This window comes from Asticcacaulis tiandongensis (assembly GCF_006475605.1).
Classification (GTDB): domain Bacteria; phylum Pseudomonadota; class Alphaproteobacteria; order Caulobacterales; family Caulobacteraceae; genus Asticcacaulis; species Asticcacaulis tiandongensis.
This window is the reverse complement of the sequence record NZ_SSBC01000010.1, coordinates 287,032-304,023: the sequence shown is the minus strand read 5'-3', so window position 1 is coordinate 304,023 and position 16,992 is coordinate 287,032. Positions and strand designations below refer to the sequence as shown.

General features: G+C 57.1%; 17 protein-coding genes. 6 read left to right on the top strand and 11 right to left on the bottom strand.

Features of this window, described 5'->3' with window-relative positions; translation table 11 throughout:
* The first annotated feature begins 9 nt into the window (after positions 1-9).
* Positions 10-636 (top strand): hypothetical protein, encoded by a 627-nt coding sequence (locus E5201_RS05455; protein WP_140984993.1) that lies wholly within the window; start codon positions 10-12, stop codon positions 634-636.
* 48 nt (positions 637-684) lie between these two features.
* Here the strand turns inward: E5201_RS05455 and E5201_RS05450 are convergent, their stop codons facing one another.
* The 5 genes from E5201_RS05450 to petA form a co-directional block, all read right to left on the bottom strand.
* Complete coding sequence (locus E5201_RS05450; protein ID WP_140984992.1) at positions 685-2,688, bottom strand: diguanylate cyclase domain-containing protein; 2,004 nt, start codon at positions 2,686-2,688, stop codon at positions 685-687.
* Positions 2,689-2,778: 90 nt separating this feature from the next.
* The gene (locus tag E5201_RS05445; protein ID WP_281280206.1) at positions 2,779-3,321 is read right to left on the bottom strand and encodes an adenine phosphoribosyltransferase; all 543 of its coding nucleotides are present in this window, start codon (positions 3,319-3,321) and stop codon (positions 2,779-2,781) included.
* Positions 3,322-3,432: 111 nt separating this feature from the next.
* Complete coding sequence (locus tag E5201_RS05440; RefSeq protein ID WP_140984991.1) at positions 3,433-4,299, bottom strand: cytochrome c1; 867 nt, start codon at positions 4,297-4,299, stop codon at positions 3,433-3,435.
* A gap of 5 nt (positions 4,300-4,304) precedes the next feature.
* The gene (locus tag E5201_RS05435) at positions 4,305-5,597 is read right to left on the bottom strand and encodes a cytochrome b (RefSeq protein ID WP_140984990.1); all 1,293 of its coding nucleotides are present in this window, start codon (positions 5,595-5,597) and stop codon (positions 4,305-4,307) included.
* Positions 5,598-5,607: 10 nt separating this feature from the next.
* Positions 5,608-6,147, bottom strand: a complete 540-nt coding sequence (gene petA, locus E5201_RS05430) for a ubiquinol-cytochrome c reductase iron-sulfur subunit (RefSeq protein WP_140984989.1) — start codon at positions 6,145-6,147, stop codon at positions 5,608-5,610.
* A gap of 245 nt (positions 6,148-6,392) precedes the next feature.
* Here petA and E5201_RS05425 point away from each other — a divergent pair, with 245 nt between their 5' ends.
* From E5201_RS05425 to E5201_RS05415, 3 genes are all read left to right on the top strand, one after another.
* On the top strand, positions 6,393-6,863 hold the full coding sequence (locus E5201_RS05425; protein ID WP_140984988.1) for a tRNA (cytidine(34)-2'-O)-methyltransferase: 471 nt from the start codon (positions 6,393-6,395) through the stop codon (positions 6,861-6,863).
* A gap of 17 nt (positions 6,864-6,880) precedes the next feature.
* A complete protein-coding gene (gene hemF, locus E5201_RS05420) occupies positions 6,881-7,753 on the top strand; it encodes an oxygen-dependent coproporphyrinogen oxidase (RefSeq protein ID WP_140984987.1) in 873 nt (290 codons plus the stop codon).
* 96 nt (positions 7,754-7,849) lie between these two features.
* Complete coding sequence (locus tag E5201_RS05415) at positions 7,850-8,758, top strand: bestrophin family protein (RefSeq protein ID WP_140984986.1); 909 nt, start codon at positions 7,850-7,852, stop codon at positions 8,756-8,758.
* A gap of 66 nt (positions 8,759-8,824) precedes the next feature.
* Here E5201_RS05415 and E5201_RS05410 read toward each other — a convergent pair whose 3' ends face one another.
* The 5 genes from E5201_RS05410 to E5201_RS05390 all read right to left on the bottom strand — a co-directional run bounded on the left by E5201_RS05410 (position 8,825) and on the right by E5201_RS05390 (position 12,787).
* Complete coding sequence (locus tag E5201_RS05410; RefSeq protein WP_140984985.1) at positions 8,825-9,535, bottom strand: type 1 glutamine amidotransferase; 711 nt, start codon at positions 9,533-9,535, stop codon at positions 8,825-8,827.
* Between the two features lie 33 nt (positions 9,536-9,568).
* Positions 9,569-10,783: a CCA tRNA nucleotidyltransferase gene (locus E5201_RS05405; protein WP_246050408.1), complete on the bottom strand. Its 1,215-nt coding sequence runs from the start codon at positions 10,781-10,783 to the stop codon at positions 9,569-9,571.
* A 102-nt stretch (positions 10,784-10,885) separates the two neighbouring features.
* Positions 10,886-11,422, bottom strand: coding sequence for a DUF1285 domain-containing protein (locus E5201_RS05400; RefSeq protein WP_140984984.1), 537 nt, complete (start codon positions 11,420-11,422; stop codon positions 10,886-10,888).
* On the bottom strand, positions 11,422-11,949 hold the full coding sequence (locus tag E5201_RS05395; protein ID WP_140984983.1) for a GNAT family N-acetyltransferase: 528 nt from the start codon (positions 11,947-11,949) through the stop codon (positions 11,422-11,424). Before E5201_RS05395 ends, E5201_RS05400 begins: the two co-directional genes overlap by 1 nt.
* Positions 11,950-12,037: 88 nt before the next feature.
* A complete protein-coding gene (locus tag E5201_RS05390) occupies positions 12,038-12,787 on the bottom strand; it encodes an enoyl-CoA hydratase-related protein (protein WP_140984982.1) in 750 nt (249 codons plus the stop codon).
* Positions 12,788-12,997: 210 nt separating this feature from the next.
* On the opposite strand from E5201_RS05390, the gene E5201_RS05385 reads away from it, so the two are divergent.
* Entirely contained in the window at positions 12,998-14,401 is a 1,404-nt protein-coding gene (locus E5201_RS05385) for a hypothetical protein (protein ID WP_140984981.1), read from the top strand.
* 128 nt (positions 14,402-14,529) lie between these two features.
* On the opposite strand, the gene E5201_RS05380 is transcribed toward E5201_RS05385, so the two are convergent.
* Complete coding sequence (locus E5201_RS05380) at positions 14,530-15,858, bottom strand: dihydroorotase (RefSeq protein ID WP_140984980.1); 1,329 nt, start codon at positions 15,856-15,858, stop codon at positions 14,530-14,532.
* 187 nt (positions 15,859-16,045) lie between these two features.
* Here E5201_RS05380 and ygfZ point away from each other — a divergent pair, with 187 nt between their 5' ends.
* Entirely contained in the window at positions 16,046-16,870 is an 825-nt protein-coding gene (gene ygfZ / locus E5201_RS05375; protein ID WP_246050407.1) for a CAF17-like 4Fe-4S cluster assembly/insertion protein YgfZ, read from the top strand.
* The last annotated feature ends 122 nt before the right edge of the window (positions 16,871-16,992 follow it).

Here is a 16,992-nt window from a genome sequence, read left to right as displayed (position 1 = left end):
TGAAGCTCAATGCCGGAAATCACACGATGTCGTAAACGCATTGCTCTCCTAACTGTTTTAGCAGGCGGAAATATACTGGTTTCTCTATTGATTATCAGTTCCGCATGGTGGACCGATGCTCCGGTTTATATGCGTATAGCTGGCCCATTCTTTGGCATTTTCTGGCTTATATATAGCTCTAGAGAGATGTTCAGCCGATTTAGGACGTCTCTCTACATAGCCGATTATGGTGTGGGGATAAGCTATGGCAATGGTCCCTTAAAATGGATACGCTGGGATAGCCTGAATAACGCGTCTGAGATTTCTTTGTCGCATGTCCGCTTCTTACGGTTTCGCCTGAAAAACCATACCGACTGGTTATCTCAGTTCACCGACAAGGAACTAAAATATTTATCGCACGTTATGATGTTCAATATATTTTCCCGGCCCTTCAAACGGCTAACTCATGCGCATGTTGAAAGCACTACAGTATCTTTTCCAGAAAGCAGGCTGAGAAAAAAGCTGACAGAATTTTATCTGCGCGATCGTCAGGATCAAGGGCTGGATATAACCTTTAGTCACCTTCTTTGTTCAAAGGACGATTTAAGAAAAATCGAAGCATCCTACCTAAAATGGGTAAAAGACCATTCGAAATGACCGCCCCCCTTCCTGCGATGCTGAGCGAATATAACGAAGCTACCCTACCTAATGAATCAACTGATCCGGCGGCACCTCATGCACCCTGTGCCCGCCGCGCCCGCCGCGCTTGGCCTTATACAGCGCACCATCGGCCTGCTTGAGTATCTGGTCAGCGCTATCATTACTGCGGATAAGACTGATACCGACACTGGCCCCGATGCTCACCGCATGCCCCTCGATCCTATAGGGCGCACTCAGCTTCTTCACCAGACGCCGCGCCAGCCCTTCGGCATCGTCTTCAGACTGTATATCCGTCTGGATAATGGCAAACTCATCGCCCCCAAGACGTGCCACCGTATCGCTTTCACGCACCAAAGCCCTGATACGCGCCGTTACCGCCACCAGCAGCGCATCGCCCACCGCATGGCCCATGGTGTCATTGACGGCCTTGAAGCGATCCAGATCAATATAGTGCATGGCATGCAACCGCCCCTCACCTGATGTCTCAATGGCCTCCCCCAGCCTCTCCCTCAGCACCACACGGTTACACAGCCCCGTCAGAGCATCATGATGCGCCAGATAGGCAATGCGGCTCTCGGCCTGCCTGCGCTCGTTGACGTCCTCGAGGACACCGATCCACTGCGTCCCACTTCCCTCACCTGTTCTGAAGCGTGCACCGCGTGCCCGCACCCATACCCAACCACCCTGAGCGGTGCAGACACGAAATTCGACATCAATGTGCCCCTTGCCGTCCAGAGCTTTTTTCCATTCAACCGCCACGCCGCTACGATCATCGGCATGGATTTTCCCCATCCAGCCGTCCCCCAGCGCGTCCGTTTCCGTCTGCCCTGTAAGCTCTTTCCAGCCGGTCACCGTGCGCACCTCACCGGTTTCTTCACGTATCCAGAACACCAGCGCCCCCGCCTCAGCCAGCGTCCGGTAGCGGCGCTCACTTAAGGCCAGAGCCGCCTTCGCCTGCTGCTCAGCCTCAACCTTTTGCCTGAGCACGTCTTCGGCCCTTTGCAGGCTCTCACGCAACTGATCAAACTCCCGGACAAAGCTTTCCGGTACATGGGGCGGAATGTCGTGATCCGCGCCCTCGTTTTCAGCAATATATTGCGCTCGTTCTGCCAAAGCCCTGACCGGCAGCAACAGCTTGCGCGTCGTCCACAGCGCCAGAAAAACCCCCAGCAACAGGGCAAAGGTCAGAACAACTATCAGCACCACCAGAGGCGGCGCCCACCTGGCTGTATGAGAGCCGGACGCCTCACCCACCGTCACCATCCACCCTGTACCGCCGACAATGTTTCGGGCGGCATAGGTGACCGGTTCCCCAAACAGGGTATAGCCCTGAAAGCGGTCCCCGTCGTCCGGAAGATGCTGAAGTTTGCTCCAGTATTTCGTCTGCCTGCCGATACTCTCGGCAGCCTTTTCTGAGCGCGCAATAACACGGCCATTGGCATCCGTTACCGTAATCAGAAGCCCCCTGCCGCTCTGCTGATCACGCTGAATCCCCCTCAGAAGCCGCTCTGCCGGTATAATCTGAACCGCAATGCCCGAATGGCCTCTCCCGCGTCCCTGAGGCACGGACATGGCAATGCTGGGTTTGTCTGGCCACGCAGATCCGGCGTCCGGCACAAACACTTCCGACAGAGCCATTTTGTTGGGAAAAGCTATCTGTGCGGCAATTGCCTGCGAAAGGCCCTGAGCCTTTAATTCTTCGACCCGATCCGTACCGGCGGCGAATATAACCGGATTGCGCAGGGCTTCAGTATCGGCGTAGCTGTGTATATCCGAAGCGGTGCCCTCGCCATCGATGAGCAACGCATTAGCCCTGCTACGAAATATAACGGCATTGATCGACAATTCGCTACCGATACTCTGCGATAGCGACCGTGCGGTTTCCGAAAGCTGCGCCCCTGCGGCATCCTGATAGGCCTTACCCGCCCACCACACCGCCACTACCGAGGTGGCGACAACCGGCAGGAAGGCAATAATGAAAGACCCAACCGCCAGTGTACGGGCACGTCTGCCCTTTAACAAGCTGCCGAAGAAGTGAGTAATTTTCACACGCACCTGCCTGATCAATGTGAATCGGGCGTCATAGCCAACAGGCCAATACTATCAGGCCTTTATAATTTTTCGATAGACAAGCCAGACTTAATCAAAACTTACCAGCGTCACAACCTCATGTCCTGCCGCTCTTAACCGCGCCGCCCCACCCAGCTCGGGCAGATCAATCACAAAGGCGCAGGCCACGATCTCAGCCCCCGCCTGCGTCAGAAGCTCCACTGCCGCCAGTGCGGTCCCGCCCGTGGCAATCAGATCATCCATCAGCAGAACCCGCTCACCGGCCTCAATGGCATCGGCGTGCATTTCTATGCGGTCATGACCATATTCCAGTTCATAGCTCGTGCTCAGGCGCTCCCCGGGCAGCTTTCCGGGCTTGCGCAACGGCACCATACCCGCCCCCAGCTGATGCGCCAGTGCGCCCCCCATAATAAAGCCCCGCGCCTCAATACCGGCAACCTTGTCGATATGCAGACCGCTGAAATGGCCCGTCAGTTCATCCACCGCCTGCGCAAAGGCGTGCTTGTCCCCCAAAAGCGTGGTGATGTCGCGGAACATGACACCGGGCTTCGGATAGTCGGGGATGGTGCGTATGGCGTTTTTCAACATATTTGCCGTAACGGAAGGTTTCACTTGCGGCCCCCATAGGCGTTAAAAGCGTCAGGATTGCGACACCCTAACAAAAAACCCCCTGAGTCGCCTCAGGGGGTTTTTACATCTCAATCAGACCCTCAGGCCTGCACCTTAGTGCTTGCCGTGCCAAAGCTGACGGTAGGCCGCATAGGTCAGTCCGCCGAACAGGAACAGGTAGATCAGAACCGCCACACCGGTCTTCTTGCGAAGCGTGGTGTGCGGGTCGCCTGCCCACTGAAGGAACGCCGAAACGTCCTTGGCATAGTTGTCGACTGTTTCCGGCGTACCGTCATCATAGGTTACCGCGCCCTGATTAAGCGGCGGCGCCATGGCCAGAACCCCACCGACGGGCACGTGATGTGGATCACCATCCCATTGGGTAGCCAGCGAACCGGCCATATAAGGGTTATAGTACTGGCCCGGAGCGACATTCAGCCCCTTAGGCGGCGTCACATAACCTGTCAGCAGCGAATAGATATATTCCGCGCCACCATGACGGGCCTTGGTGATAACCGACAGATCGGGCGGGATAGCCCCACCGTTACCGGCAGCGGCGGCATAGGTGTTCGGATATTTCTCAGGGAAGTTATCCGAAGGCGTGGCCGGACGGGTGATGTCTTCACCGGTGTCGGTGTCGATATCGGGCACTTCAAATTCCGCCGCAATCGCCTTCACGACAGGGTTGTCGTTCGGGTTCTTGTACTTCGGATCGTAGAAAGGCCCGCCCTTCTGCCCCAGGTTACGGAACGACATAAGTGTCGCCGAGTGGCAGTTGGCACAAACTTCCTTATAGACCTTATAGCCGCGCTGAAGCTGTCCCTGATCAAAGGTGCCAAACGGCCCCTTGAACGTGAAGTCAACGTGCTTGGGGTGTTCGGCCCCACCGGCCGCATAGGCGCCCGAGGCCCCGGCGAGGGCAGCGGCAACAGCCACCGCTCCCAATACCTTTTTGAGGCTTTTTGTCATAAAAGCAGACATCTGACTTAGCCCTTCTTCTTGGCATGTTCGGCGAGAATAGCCTCGCTGATGGACGCCGGTACCGGCAGAGGTTCTTCCTTCAGACCGATCCACGGCATGATGACAAGGAAGAAAGCGAAGTAGTAGAGCGTCAGGAAACGCGTCAGCCACAGATAGGAGTTAAACGCCCCATCGATCAGGTTGAAGCTTGGCAGGCCAGGGATAACCGGCGTGTCAGGCAATTGCGCCCCACACCAGCCCAGCGCCAGACAGACCACAACAAAGATCACGAAGAACCAGCGCATTACCGGACGGTAACGCATGGACTTCACCTTCGACGTATCAAGCCATGGCAGGATGAACAGCACGGCAATAGCCGCGAACATCGCCACAACCCCAAGGAACTTGTCCGGAACAGCGCGCAGGATGGCGTAGAACGGCAGCAGATACCATTCCGGCACGATGTGCGCAGGCGTCACCAGCGGGTTAGCGGGGATATAGTTATCCGCGTGACCCAGTGAGTTCGGCAGGAAGAAAACGAAGATGGCGAACAGGAACAGGAAGATAATGATCCCCAGACCGTCCTTGACCGTTGCATAGGGCGTGAACGGAACCGTGTCTTCTTTCGACTTGATCTCAACGCCTGCCGGGTTGTTCTGGCCGGTGACGTGCAGCGCCCAGATATGCAGGATAACCACACCGGCAATAACGAACGGCAGCAGGTAGTGCAGCGAGAAGAAGCGGTTCAGTGTCGGCTGGTCGACGGCGAAACCACCCTGCAACCAGGTCAGGATCGGGCCACCGATGACGGGGATCGAACCGATCAGGTTGGTGATAACCACCGCGCCGTGGAACGACATCTGGCCCCAGGGCAGAACATAGCCCATGAAGGCGGTCGCGATCATCAGGAAGAAGATGATACAGCCGAGGATCCACAGAACTTCGCGCGGGGCCTTGTAGGACCCGTAATAAAGACCGCGGAACATGTGAATGAACACGGCAAAGAAGAACATGGACGCGCCGTTGGCGTGTACATAACGGATCAGCCAGCCATAGTTGACGTCGCGCATGATACGCTCGACCGACGCAAAGGCGTGATCGATATGCGGCACATAGTGCATGGCCAGAATGATGCCGGTGACGATCTGAATGACGAGACAGACGGACAGAATACCGCCGAAGGTCCACCAGTAGTTCAGATTACGTGGCGTGGGATAATCGACGAAGCTGTCATAGGCCAGCCGCACGATCGGCAGACGCTTGTCGAGCCATTTCTCGACACCCGTCTTGGGGTCGTAGGTTGAAGGATGTTCGCTCATGATGTCCTCGTTAACCGATCTTTACGCGGGTGTCGGTCAGATATTCATAGGTCGGCACTTCCAGATTGGTCGGCGCAGGGCCAACGCGGATGCGGCCCGACGTGTCATAGTGCGACCCGTGGCACGGGCAGAACCAGCCACCGAACTGACCTTCACCGAAGGTCGGCACACAACCAAGATGCGTACAGGAACCGACGAGGATCAGATATTGTTCCTTACCGGCGGTCACGCGATCGGAATCGGCCTGCGGGTCCTTAAGGTCAGACAGCTTGACCTCCTGCGCCGCAGCAATTTCCTTGGGCGTGCGATAGCGGATGAACAGAGGCTTACCGCGCCACTTGATCACCACCTGCATACCTTCGCTGACCTTGCTGAGATCAAACTCGGTCGAAGCCATAGCCAGTGTATCGGCTGCCGGATTCATTTGCGCCACCAGAGGCACAACCACCGCACCGACCGCACCGACCGCTGCCGCGCCCGCCGCTATATAGATAAAATCGCGGCGGTTAGGGTCACCTTCGCCGCCATGATCCTTTTCAGGTTCGCTCACCTTGACACCTCATTCGTCTTGCGCAGATGCGCAGCCCACATTTCGGGGCATATATTTCAGACACGTCTTGCGGCGGATTACCCCAAGCCCGTATCCTTGAAATTCCCAAAGAACCGTTTATGCCCCTGTTGGCTGTTGGACACAGTCCATGAAGCAGGCGCGACTCTTTGAAGCAAGCCTCGTCGTCTATAACCACAATTGCGTGACGGATACAAACCACCGCTCGCAAAAAACATGGCCTTAAAATGCGTTTAGCTCTTTTTCAACCGGATATTCCACAAAATCTCGGCAGCGCTATCAGATTATCGGCCTGTCTGGGGGTGTTTCTTGACATAATTGAGCCTTGCGGCTTTCCGCTAGACGACAAAGCCATAAAAAGAGCGGCCATGGATTACACCACCTGCGCCAAAGTGTCGCGGCACGCCTCATTTGACGCTTTTTGCGATTTTCGCCGAAAACTCGCCGATGATGGGCGCGTCATCCTGTTTACGACCAAAGCGGCACAGCCCTATACGGACTTTGCCTTTCGCCCCTCGGACATCCTGCTGATGGGCCGCGAAAGTGCAGGTGTCCCTGACAATGTCCATGCCTATGCCGACGCACGGCTCTATGTCCCCATGCAAGCGGGTGCGCGCTCCATCAATGTCATTAATACCGCCGCCATGGCTTTGGGCGAAGGCCTGCGGCAAACAGGCGGCTTTGCAGCCCCGCTCTGAGAGGCTATAGGCGACCCATGACCGATATTTCTGATCTTGAGACCCGCCGCGCACAGGCCGCCACTTGGTTCAAATCCTTACGTGATTCGATCTGCGCCGCCTTTGAAGCCCTCGAAGATGACGCCCCCCCTGCCCTTTACGGCGATAAGGCCGGACGCTTTGAGCGCACCCCCTGGACGCGCGAAGCCGGCGGCGGCGGTGAAATGTCGATGATGACCGGCCGCCTGTTTGAAAAGGTAGGCGTACATATCTCGACCGTTCACGGCACCTTCAGCCCTGAATTTGCCCAAACCATTCCGGGCGCTGCCGGAGACCCGCGTTTTTTCGCCACCGGCATCAGCCTGATTGCGCACATGACCAATCCGCACGTCCCTGCGGTGCATATGAACACGCGCTTTATCACCACGACCATGAGTTGGTTCGGTGGCGGGGCCGACCTGACCCCGCTTCTGGCGCAGGATCGTTCTCAGGACGCCCCTCAGGCACAGGCCTTTCATGCAGCCTTCAAAGATACCTGCGACCGCTTTGACCCCGCCTATTACGATAAATTCAAAAAATGGTGCGACGAATACTTCTTCCTGCCCCATCGCAATGAACCGCGCGGCATCGGCGGTATCTTCTACGATCACCTGACCTCTGGCGATCATCAGGTGGACTTTGACTTCACCAAAGCCGTGGGTGAGACCTTCCTCGATATCTATCCCCGTCTGGTGCGTGAAAAAATGCACCATCCATGGACCGAAGACGAACGCGATCAACAGTTGATTCAACGCGGACGCTATGTCGAATTTAACCTGCTCTATGATCGTGGCACCTTGTTTGGCCTGAAAACCGGCGGCAATATCGACTCTATCCTGTCGTCCATGCCCCCCCTCGTCAAATGGCCCTGACCCTCACATTCATACTCCCCTAGCTACGCGGGGGGAGATGTCACGAAGTGACAGAGGGGGTATCTTCCTTTTTGTCGCCACTTCCGGAAACACCTGATGATCGTCCGACCGCGCCCGACCCTTTTACACCTATTTATCGTCCGGCGCGGTTCGATCCTCATCCGTATCTGGCCCCAGATTCTGGTTGTCGGTTTGCTCTCGGTTCTGGTGGTCATCAGCCATGACCTGTGGCCACGTTATCTGCCGGGCTTCAGCAGCGCCCCCTTCGCCCTGCTCGGTATCGCCCTTTCCGTCTTTATGAGCTTCCGCAACGGGGCCTGTTACGACCGCTGGTGGGAAGGCCGCAAACAGTGGGGCGAACTGATCTTCCTGACCCGTAACCTCGCCCGTCAGGCCCTGATCCTGCCCGAAGCCCACCGCGAACGCCTGATCCGCCTGACCATCGCCTTTACCCATGCGCTGGTTCAACACCTCCGCCCCCAAAGCGATACCCGCCCGCTTGTGCGCCCCTTCGTAACCTCCGAAGACATGGCTTTTCTTGAGGCCAGCCCCAACCGACCCAACGCCGCCCTGCACATCTTAGGCACAGACCTGAGCCAGATGCACAAAAGCGGTCAACTAAATGACATCCCCTTTCAATTGCTCGATAAAACTGTTTCTGAAATGGCGCTCGTTCAGGCGGCCTGCGAACGCATACGCTCAACCCCCGTGCCCTTTGCCTACAGCCTGCTGCTGCACCGCACGGCTTATCTGTTCTGCTTTCTGATGCCGTTTGCCTTTGCCGATACGCTCGGCTGGCTGACACCTCTGGCGGTTATGCTGGTCGCCTATACCTTCTTCGGCCTCGATGCCTTGGGTGACGAACTTGAAGAACCCTTCGGCCTTGAAGAAAATGACCTGCCCCTGTCAGCCCTGGCCACCACCATAGAGCTAAACTTACGCGAAGCTCTGGGCGAGACCAACCTCCCGCCCTTACCACAACCCGTTGATTATCAACTGACTTAACAATACCTCCCCATCTCTGATGGGGAGGGGGACCGCTTTGCGCAAGCAAAGGGGTGGTGGGGTTTCTTATTTACCCTCCAGAAACCGCGAAATAGCCGTCAGCATGCTGTCACGCGTTGAGTCTTTCTCAAGGCTTTCCACAGCCTGATCAATCAGCTTGTCGCCAATCTTGTGCCTGCGTCCTTCCCACAGATCACGGGCATAGGCTGCCGAGAACTCAGGATGGCACTGAAACGAAATCGCCTTGCGATCCGTATAGCGCAACGCCGCATTAGGCGTAAAATCAGATGTCGCCAGAACCTCCGCCGTTTCAGGTTTTTTCACCACCTGATCCTGATGCGACACGGCAACCCGTATCTGCGCCTCATCCTTACCCGTCAGGGCTTGCCAGGTATTAAGGTCGCAAACCTGATAGTCATGCAGCCCCACGCCCCAGCCCTTGTCTGATTTCTCGACATGCCCGCCCCAGGCCTGTGCCATGATCTGATGACCAAAGCAGATACCGGCCACTGGCACAGACGGATCAAGGGCCTTAAGCCACTCAATCAGGTCTGAAATCCACGGATCATCCTCATAGACCCCTGCCGGAGAACCGGTAATCACCACCCCATCCAGCGGTGCGCCCTCAGGCGGCAATTCCCCTTCAAGGGTTTTAAAAACACGAAATTGACGCCCCGGCCCTGCCAGCCCCTCAATGAACATATCCGCATAGCTGCCATGCGCCTCATCAAGCCCGTTAGGTGGCACACCGGTTTCAAGAATGGCAATATAGGACATGATTAAACTCTCGGGCTACGCGCTCAATTTAACTTACCCGCCTATGTTTGTCCGATTTCTTATATCGTCAACGGCCTTTGTGATCACATTTTGCGAAAAACCATTATTAAGCCAATCGGTCTCAATGCGTTTAAGCTCACGCCCCAGTTCCGGCCCTGCTGATATCCCTGCTGCCATCAGATCCGCAGCTTTCAGCGGAAACACCGGCACAGTCATATCCGCCAGCCTCGCCTGTCCCTCAGCCCATACCTCCGGCGTCAACCCATCTCGTGCGGCCCTGAGCGTCAACACATCCTGAAGCACCGCACGCCCAAGTACATAAAGCGCCTTGTAGTAATCACCTTCATAATCAATATGTTCAAGTGCATTTTTAAGTCTAGAACTGAACTTACCTGAAAGCCTTAAACGCCTGACAACCGCCTGTATGGCCTCCGGCGTCGCCCCTTCCGGCCACAGCAATCCGGCCAGTCGCAGTTCAGCGTAAGGCGTCAGGGCGCACACCGCCCTCAGCAACCGCCCACTGACCGCGACACCGCCCAAGGCCTGCGCCATAACGCCGTCCGCGATCATGCGTTCACACACCGCCACCGGATCAGGCACGGCTAAAATCCGCAGTAACTCCTGCGCAACCCGCTCCCCCGACAGATGATCTATCCCCGCCTTCAGCGCCTCACAGGCCTTAAGTGACGCCGCATCAAACCCGTGCCCATAGCCTGCCGTAAATCTGAAAAAACGTAATATCCTCAGATAGTCTTCGCGGATTCTTGTCTCGGCATCTCCGATAAAGCGCACCCGTCCCGCTTCGGCATCCTTAAGGCCCTGTCCGGTCGGATCATAGACCTGCCCGCGAATATCGGCATAAAGCGCATTGATATAAAAATCGCGCCTGAGCGCATCCTTGCCCCAGTCATCGGTAAAACTGACCACCGCGCGTCGGCCATCGGTTTCAACGTCTTCGCGCAATGAAGTGATCTCATAGGACACCCCCTCAACAATGGCGCTTATGGTGCCATGTGCCTTGCCTGTCGGCACATGGCGGATACCCGCAGCACTCAAGGCCGCCTCGGTCTCATCAGGCAAAAGCTGCGTACAGAGATCAATATCGCCCGCCACGCGTCCCATTATAACATCACGCACGCAGCCTCCGACAAAGCGCACACAGCCCGCCCCGCCCTGAGCCTCCAGCGCAGCAAACACCCGCTTCACGGCAGGCTCAGTCATGGATTCGGGTAAATCAATCTGTTTCACGCATACAGGTTAAAGCCCATTCCCCCTGTTAGGCAACTCTCTTCATACTCCCCCGGCTTGCAGGGGGAGATGTCGCTGCGGAGCCGCGACAGAGGGGGTATCTTACTTACCGCCCTCACACAAAGGCACCTCAAACCTTTGCCCCTCAAGCGTCAGCCACACACAGCCCTCGCCCGTCTCAATCTGCACGGCATCAAATAACCGATAGGTTTCCGCCCGCGTCATCCGCGCCCAGAGATCGCCTCTGACCCGCAGGCGCGGCAACCATTCATCGCCGAGTACATCGATCATCAACGGATGCGCCTCCCCCAGAGGCAGCCGCACCCCCTGATCGCTGACAAAGGTCAGCCCGTCCCTGTCCACAATACGAAACGGCAGATCCTCGACGGTGATCCGCAGCTTCTCAACCGGCGTCACAAGGAAATAGCCCCGGTCCTCGTAACGCAACAGCTTGGCAAACAACCGCACGATCTCCGCACGTGCAATCGGACGGCCTTCATGCAACCAGGTGCCATCCTTTTGGATCAGCACATCCATTTCCCCACACAGGGTCGGGTTCCACTTATCTACCGGATAGGTTTTATCAGGGAACCGCTCTGCCTCGGCCCAAAGCGCCGATATGTCGGGTTCCCTGTCCATCAGCGCCGAACCAGCCCCGTCAAAGGCTTGCCCTGAAAGGCCGGACTATAGGCGATCATCACCCGCCGGTAATCGACCGGCCCGGGCAGGCTCAGGTCCTCTGCCCCTTCAAAACCGAATTTTTCAAAATAGGCCGGCGTCCCCACCAGCACCACCGCCCCAAGGCCTTTGGCAAACGCCGCCTTCAGCGCCGCCTCGACCAGCAACCGCCCGATCCCCGTTGACTGACAATCCGGATCAACCGCGATGGGGCCTAAAAACGCCACTTCGGTACGGGTTTCCTTTACGGGATCATGAACCGTAACCGGCCACAGACGCACAGAGGCGACAAGCTGAGGCACACCGTCCTCAGGCAACTGACGCGCCACAAAACTCAGATCCGCATAGGGCGCATTGTTTTCGCGCAACCGCTCCGCGGTCTTGGCGAAGCGTCCCGGCCCGAAGGCGCGCCCTACCACCTGCTCAATCAAGGGCGCATCGGCCTCGGCCTCAGGTTCAATCAGACGCTTAAAAGATAAGGTATCCAAGCTGAAAACACCTGCGGTCACACGGATAACAAAAAAACGCGATTACGCTCAAACCTTCAGCGGGTCAACAGAATCGGCAAAGAAAACCCTATCCCCTGCTGGCAAAGGCAGCAAAGGCGGCCTGCGCCTCAGGCGACGCCAGCTGCTGCCGGAAAATAGCCCCTTCACGCAGTATGTGCTGCCAGACCTGATCGGGATTGCGCATCAGCGCCTTGGTATGCACCACCGCCTGCGGCGACAATTGCGTCAGCCTGTCTGCTGCCGCCTGCGCCTTGTCCCCAAGCGTCTCCCCGTCACATATGCCATTGGCCAGCCCCCAGCCAAGCGCCGTTTCGGCATCGATCACCCGCCCCGAGGTCAGCCAGTCAAAGGCCCGCACATGCCCGATACGCTGCCTCAGCAACAAAGATGACCCCGCTTCCGGCACCAGCCCCAGCCGCACAAACGGCAGGCTCAGGCGTGCGTCCGGCCCCAGCCACACCTGATCACAATGCAGCAGCATCGTTGTGCCGATACCCACAGCCTGTCCCTGCACCGCCGCCACCAGCGGCTTGGCAAAAAAAGTCAGGGCTTTCAGGAAACGGAACACAGGCATATCTTCGGGCGCGCCCTTATGCGCTGCCATGGCCGGAAATTCCATAATATCATTACCTGCACAGAAATCAGGCCCCTCTGCGCTGATCAGAACGGCACGCACCTCCCTATCCTCACCGGCCCGCAGCAACTGGTCGCTTAAGGCCCCATAGGCCGCCCCGTTTAAAGCGTTCTTTTTCGCCGGCCGATCAAGCCTCAAGCTCAGAACCCCGTTCTGTAAATTCACGGCAATATTGTCAGACATTTACACCTCCTGAGCCTTTATTTGTCATATAGTTAGCCCCTGTTTCAGACAGTTTTTTCGCTTCACCCCCAAGACCTTATTTTTTCCTTACTTCGGGTGAGTCATTGCCTTGCCGTGGTCACATCTTGCAGATAAACCATGCACAGGTTCAATACCGGCCTCAATGCCGGTCCAAGTTAGACATGTATGCACTTCAGGGAAGCCCCTTCTATGATCAAACTTAGTTTACCAGTCGGGTTCACGCGCAGCCTGAAGCCTCTGGCCTTGACGCTTCTTATGGTTGCCGGCTCCGGTCTGGCCACCGCCAATGCCCAGCAGGCTCAGCCGAATGACAAGAACCGCGAACGGGCTCAAAAAGATGTGCCTGCGCTTATTGCCGCAACGGGGGCCACCTGCGCACTCGCTGACACCTTTTTCGTCGGCGAATCCAAGGGCAAAAACGCCGAAGGCAAGACCACCAAGACTCTGGTCTACGAAGTCGCCTGCACCGGTACCAGCGGCTACATCCTGAGCCAGACGGAAGGCAGCAACAGCATTGACGTCCTAAGCTGCACACAGGCCCACGCCCAGAACGCCGCTGACCCTTCACGTATCAAATGCGTCCTGCCGGGCAATCAGCCACACCATGCCTGGCTGAACACCCTGATCCAGACCAAAACCCCTGACTGTACCGTCGCTGACGCCCGCTGGCTCGGCAGCGTACCTGACCAGAAATTCGACCGCTACGAATATAGCTGCACCGATAAGGCCGGTGCGATTGTTGACGTGCCTCAGGCCGGTTCCACCTATCCCCTGACCCTGACCCCGTGTCTTCTGACCGTTGGCACCAGTTCGGCCTGTACCCTGAGCACCGCGGACCAGATTGCCCAGACCCTCAGCCCTCAGGCCAAACAGGCCTCGGCAAGCTGTCAGGTCAATAATGCCCGCTGGCTCGGCCGCATTGCCGCAGAAAGCACTGACTATTATGAAATCGGCTGTGCCAATGAGCCGGGCTTCCTTGTCGCCACGGACCTTCAGGGCACCTTCAAAACCACCGTCGGCTGTGACCGCGCCGGTACGCTCGGCCCTTGCCAGTACACGGACTCAGCCGCCCTCGAGCAGGCAGCCAATACCAAGCTTGCCAATACCCTGAAAGCCGCAGGCCGTACCTGCACCGTCAGCGACTATAAGGTTCTTGGTACCCAGACCGGCACTAACCGCGACCTGATCGAATTCCAGTGCCCCGAACAAACCTATGGTGTAATGGCTTTCATCCCTAATCCGGGCAGCACCTCTCAGGCAGATATCTTCGACTGCTACACGGCCGCGGGCCGTAACCGCGCCTGTGAATTTGTCACCGAAGACGTTCTGATGAAAAACATCGACGCCCTGGCCAAGGCTGAGAAAAAAGACTGTGACGTCAAGGAAATCCGCTACGTCGGTATTGCCGATGATGACGCCGTAATCCTCGAAATCGCCTGCACCAACAAGCGTGGCTACATCGCTGATCTGCTGAAATCCCGCAAAGGCTTCGGTGCGATCGTTTCCTGTAACATAGCCAAGAGCCGTGGCTATGAAACCTGCGCCATCCCCGGCAACGGCACCTACGTGTCCACCGTCGGCGCCAACGACTGATCTATAGCCAGACCTGAAAAAAAGCCTGCGAGGATCACCTCGCAGGCTTTTTTCTTTTAATCCGGCCCCGTTTACGGGGAAGGTGGCAGGCCAGCCCTGAGGCTGCGCTGTCGGAAGAAGGAACGTGTCTAAAGCGTTTCCTGAAAACGACAGGCCTCACCCTGTGACGGCAGTACAATCTCATCGTCACGCATGACCACCTTGCCGCGCACGATCGTCGCCTTGGGCCAGCCGTGAGCCTCAAAGCCATCAAACGGCGTCCAGCCACAACGCGACCGCTGCTGCGCATGGGTAATGACCCGCTTTTCTTTCAGATCAACCAGAGTGATATCGGCATCATAGCCCTCGGCCATGCGCCCCTTGCCCGCCACACCAAATACACGCTGCGCCCCTGCGGACGTCAGATCCACAAGCCGCTCCAGCGACATGCGCCCCGCCGCCACATGAGTCAGCATCACCGGCAACAGGGTCTGCACCCCCGGCATCCCCGAAGGCGACGCCGGATAGGGTTTGGATTTTTCCTCAATCGTATGCGGCGCATGGTCAGACCCCAGCACATCCGCAATACCGCCATTGATCCCGTGCCACAGACCATCGACATGATACTGGTCACGGATAGGCGGGTTCATCTGCGCATAGCCCTTCAGGCGCTGATAGGCCTCAGGTGCCACCAGCGTCAGATGCTGCGGCGTGATTTCCACCGTGGCAATATCCTTGTTCTGCGCCAGAAATTCGATTTCCTCAGCCGTCGTCACATGCAGGACGTGAATACGCTTACCGGCCTCACGCGCCAGCTTGACCAGACGATGCGTCGATTGAATGGCTGACTGGGCATCGCGCACAAAGTCGTGGCTCGTCCAGTCCCCTTCACGCGCCAAAGCCCGACGCTCCGCCAGACGATATTCGTCTTCCGAATGGAAGGTCGCCCGACGCCGCACGTTCTTCAGAACGTTAAACACGCCCTCGTCATCGGCGATCAGAAGCGTCCCCGTTGAGGCCCCCATAAACACCTTGACGCCGCAACAGCCGGGCAAACGCTCAAGCTCGCCCAGTTGCGTCACATTTTCATGCGTCCCGCCGACATAAAAGGCATGGTCACAATGCATCCGGTGACGGGCGCGTTTGATCTTGTCCTCGAAATTCGCCACATCTGTGGTGTTCGGATTGGTGTTGGGCATTTCAAACACGGCCACAACGCCACCTAATACCGCCGCCTGCGATCCGGTCTCGAGGTCTTCCTTCCACTCAAGGCCCGGTTCACGGAAATGCACCTGCGTATCGATGACCCCCGGCATGGCCAGCAGCCCCGAAGCATCAAACACCTCCGCCGCCGACGCCTGAGACAGATCGCCGAAAGCAGCAAACTTCCCGTCACGAATACCAATGTCGCCCGCCCCCCGTCCGGCGTGATTGATGATGTCGGCATTTTTGATAATCAGATCATAGGTCGCGGGCATGTCTTATCTCTCAGTAATCATATGCCTGTTACATATACCCATATGAATGTCTTAAAAACGATAATCCGACTTGCCGTCTGAAAAAACACCCTCATCTTATATTATACCTCATGCCTCCCCATCTGTGATGGGGGGACCGCCGCGCAGCGGGGGTGGTGGGGCTTCTTCCTTTCTGACTGAGCATCTCATGACCCTGATCGCCCTGCCCCATCGCGCCCTGATTGGTTTTACCGGCCCTGACTGGGCCGTATTCCTCAATGGTCAGACAAGCCTGAATACCGAATCTATCCTGCAGGACGTGTTAAATAATACGGCCACCCCCCTGTATTACGGCAGCATTCTAACCCCTCAGGGCAAGCTGATCTGTGATTTTTTCCTGCACCCGCTTAATGCCGAAGAGGCGTGGATCGAAGTCCCCGAAGCCTTGCGCGACGAACTTTATAACCGCCTGAACCTCTATAAGCTGCGGGCGAAGATCAAGCTCTCCAAACCCGACGCCCGCGCCTATGCCGCTATCGGTGACGCTTCCGGCCTGCTGCCCGACCCGCGTGCCACAGCTATCGGCCGCACCGACCTCTATCGCGGCTATGGCGATTTTACTGCCGACACGCCCCTTGACACCTACATCGATTACCGCCTGACCTATAATCTGGCTGATCCGCTGGCCGACTTCCCCAAAGAATATCTCTATCCGATCGACATCAATCTTGATGTCTTAGGGGCGATCGACTTCAAAAAAGGCTGTTTCGTGGGGCAGGAAACCACGTCACGCATGAAGCGACGCGGCACCATCAAAAACCGCCTCCTGCCCCTGACGCACACTCACCCGTCACTCCCCTTCGGCGCTGAAGTCCTGCTGGGTGATCGCCGTGCCGGTGAAATTCTCGCCTCCGCCAATGGCCGCTCACTGGCCCTGATGCGCCTTGACCGCATGGACGGCGACCTGACCGCTGAAGGCCACGCGGTCACCCTGTCCCTTCCCGACTGGCTCAAACCTGTCGTTACAAGCTAACCCCACCAATCCTTCCTTGTTTACGGGGAATGTGGATTTTTTGCGTTAGCAAAAAAGACGGAAGGGGCATTGCAGCCTCTCAGGGTTTCAATTGTCCCAAGCGTTTCAATTGCCCCAAGGGT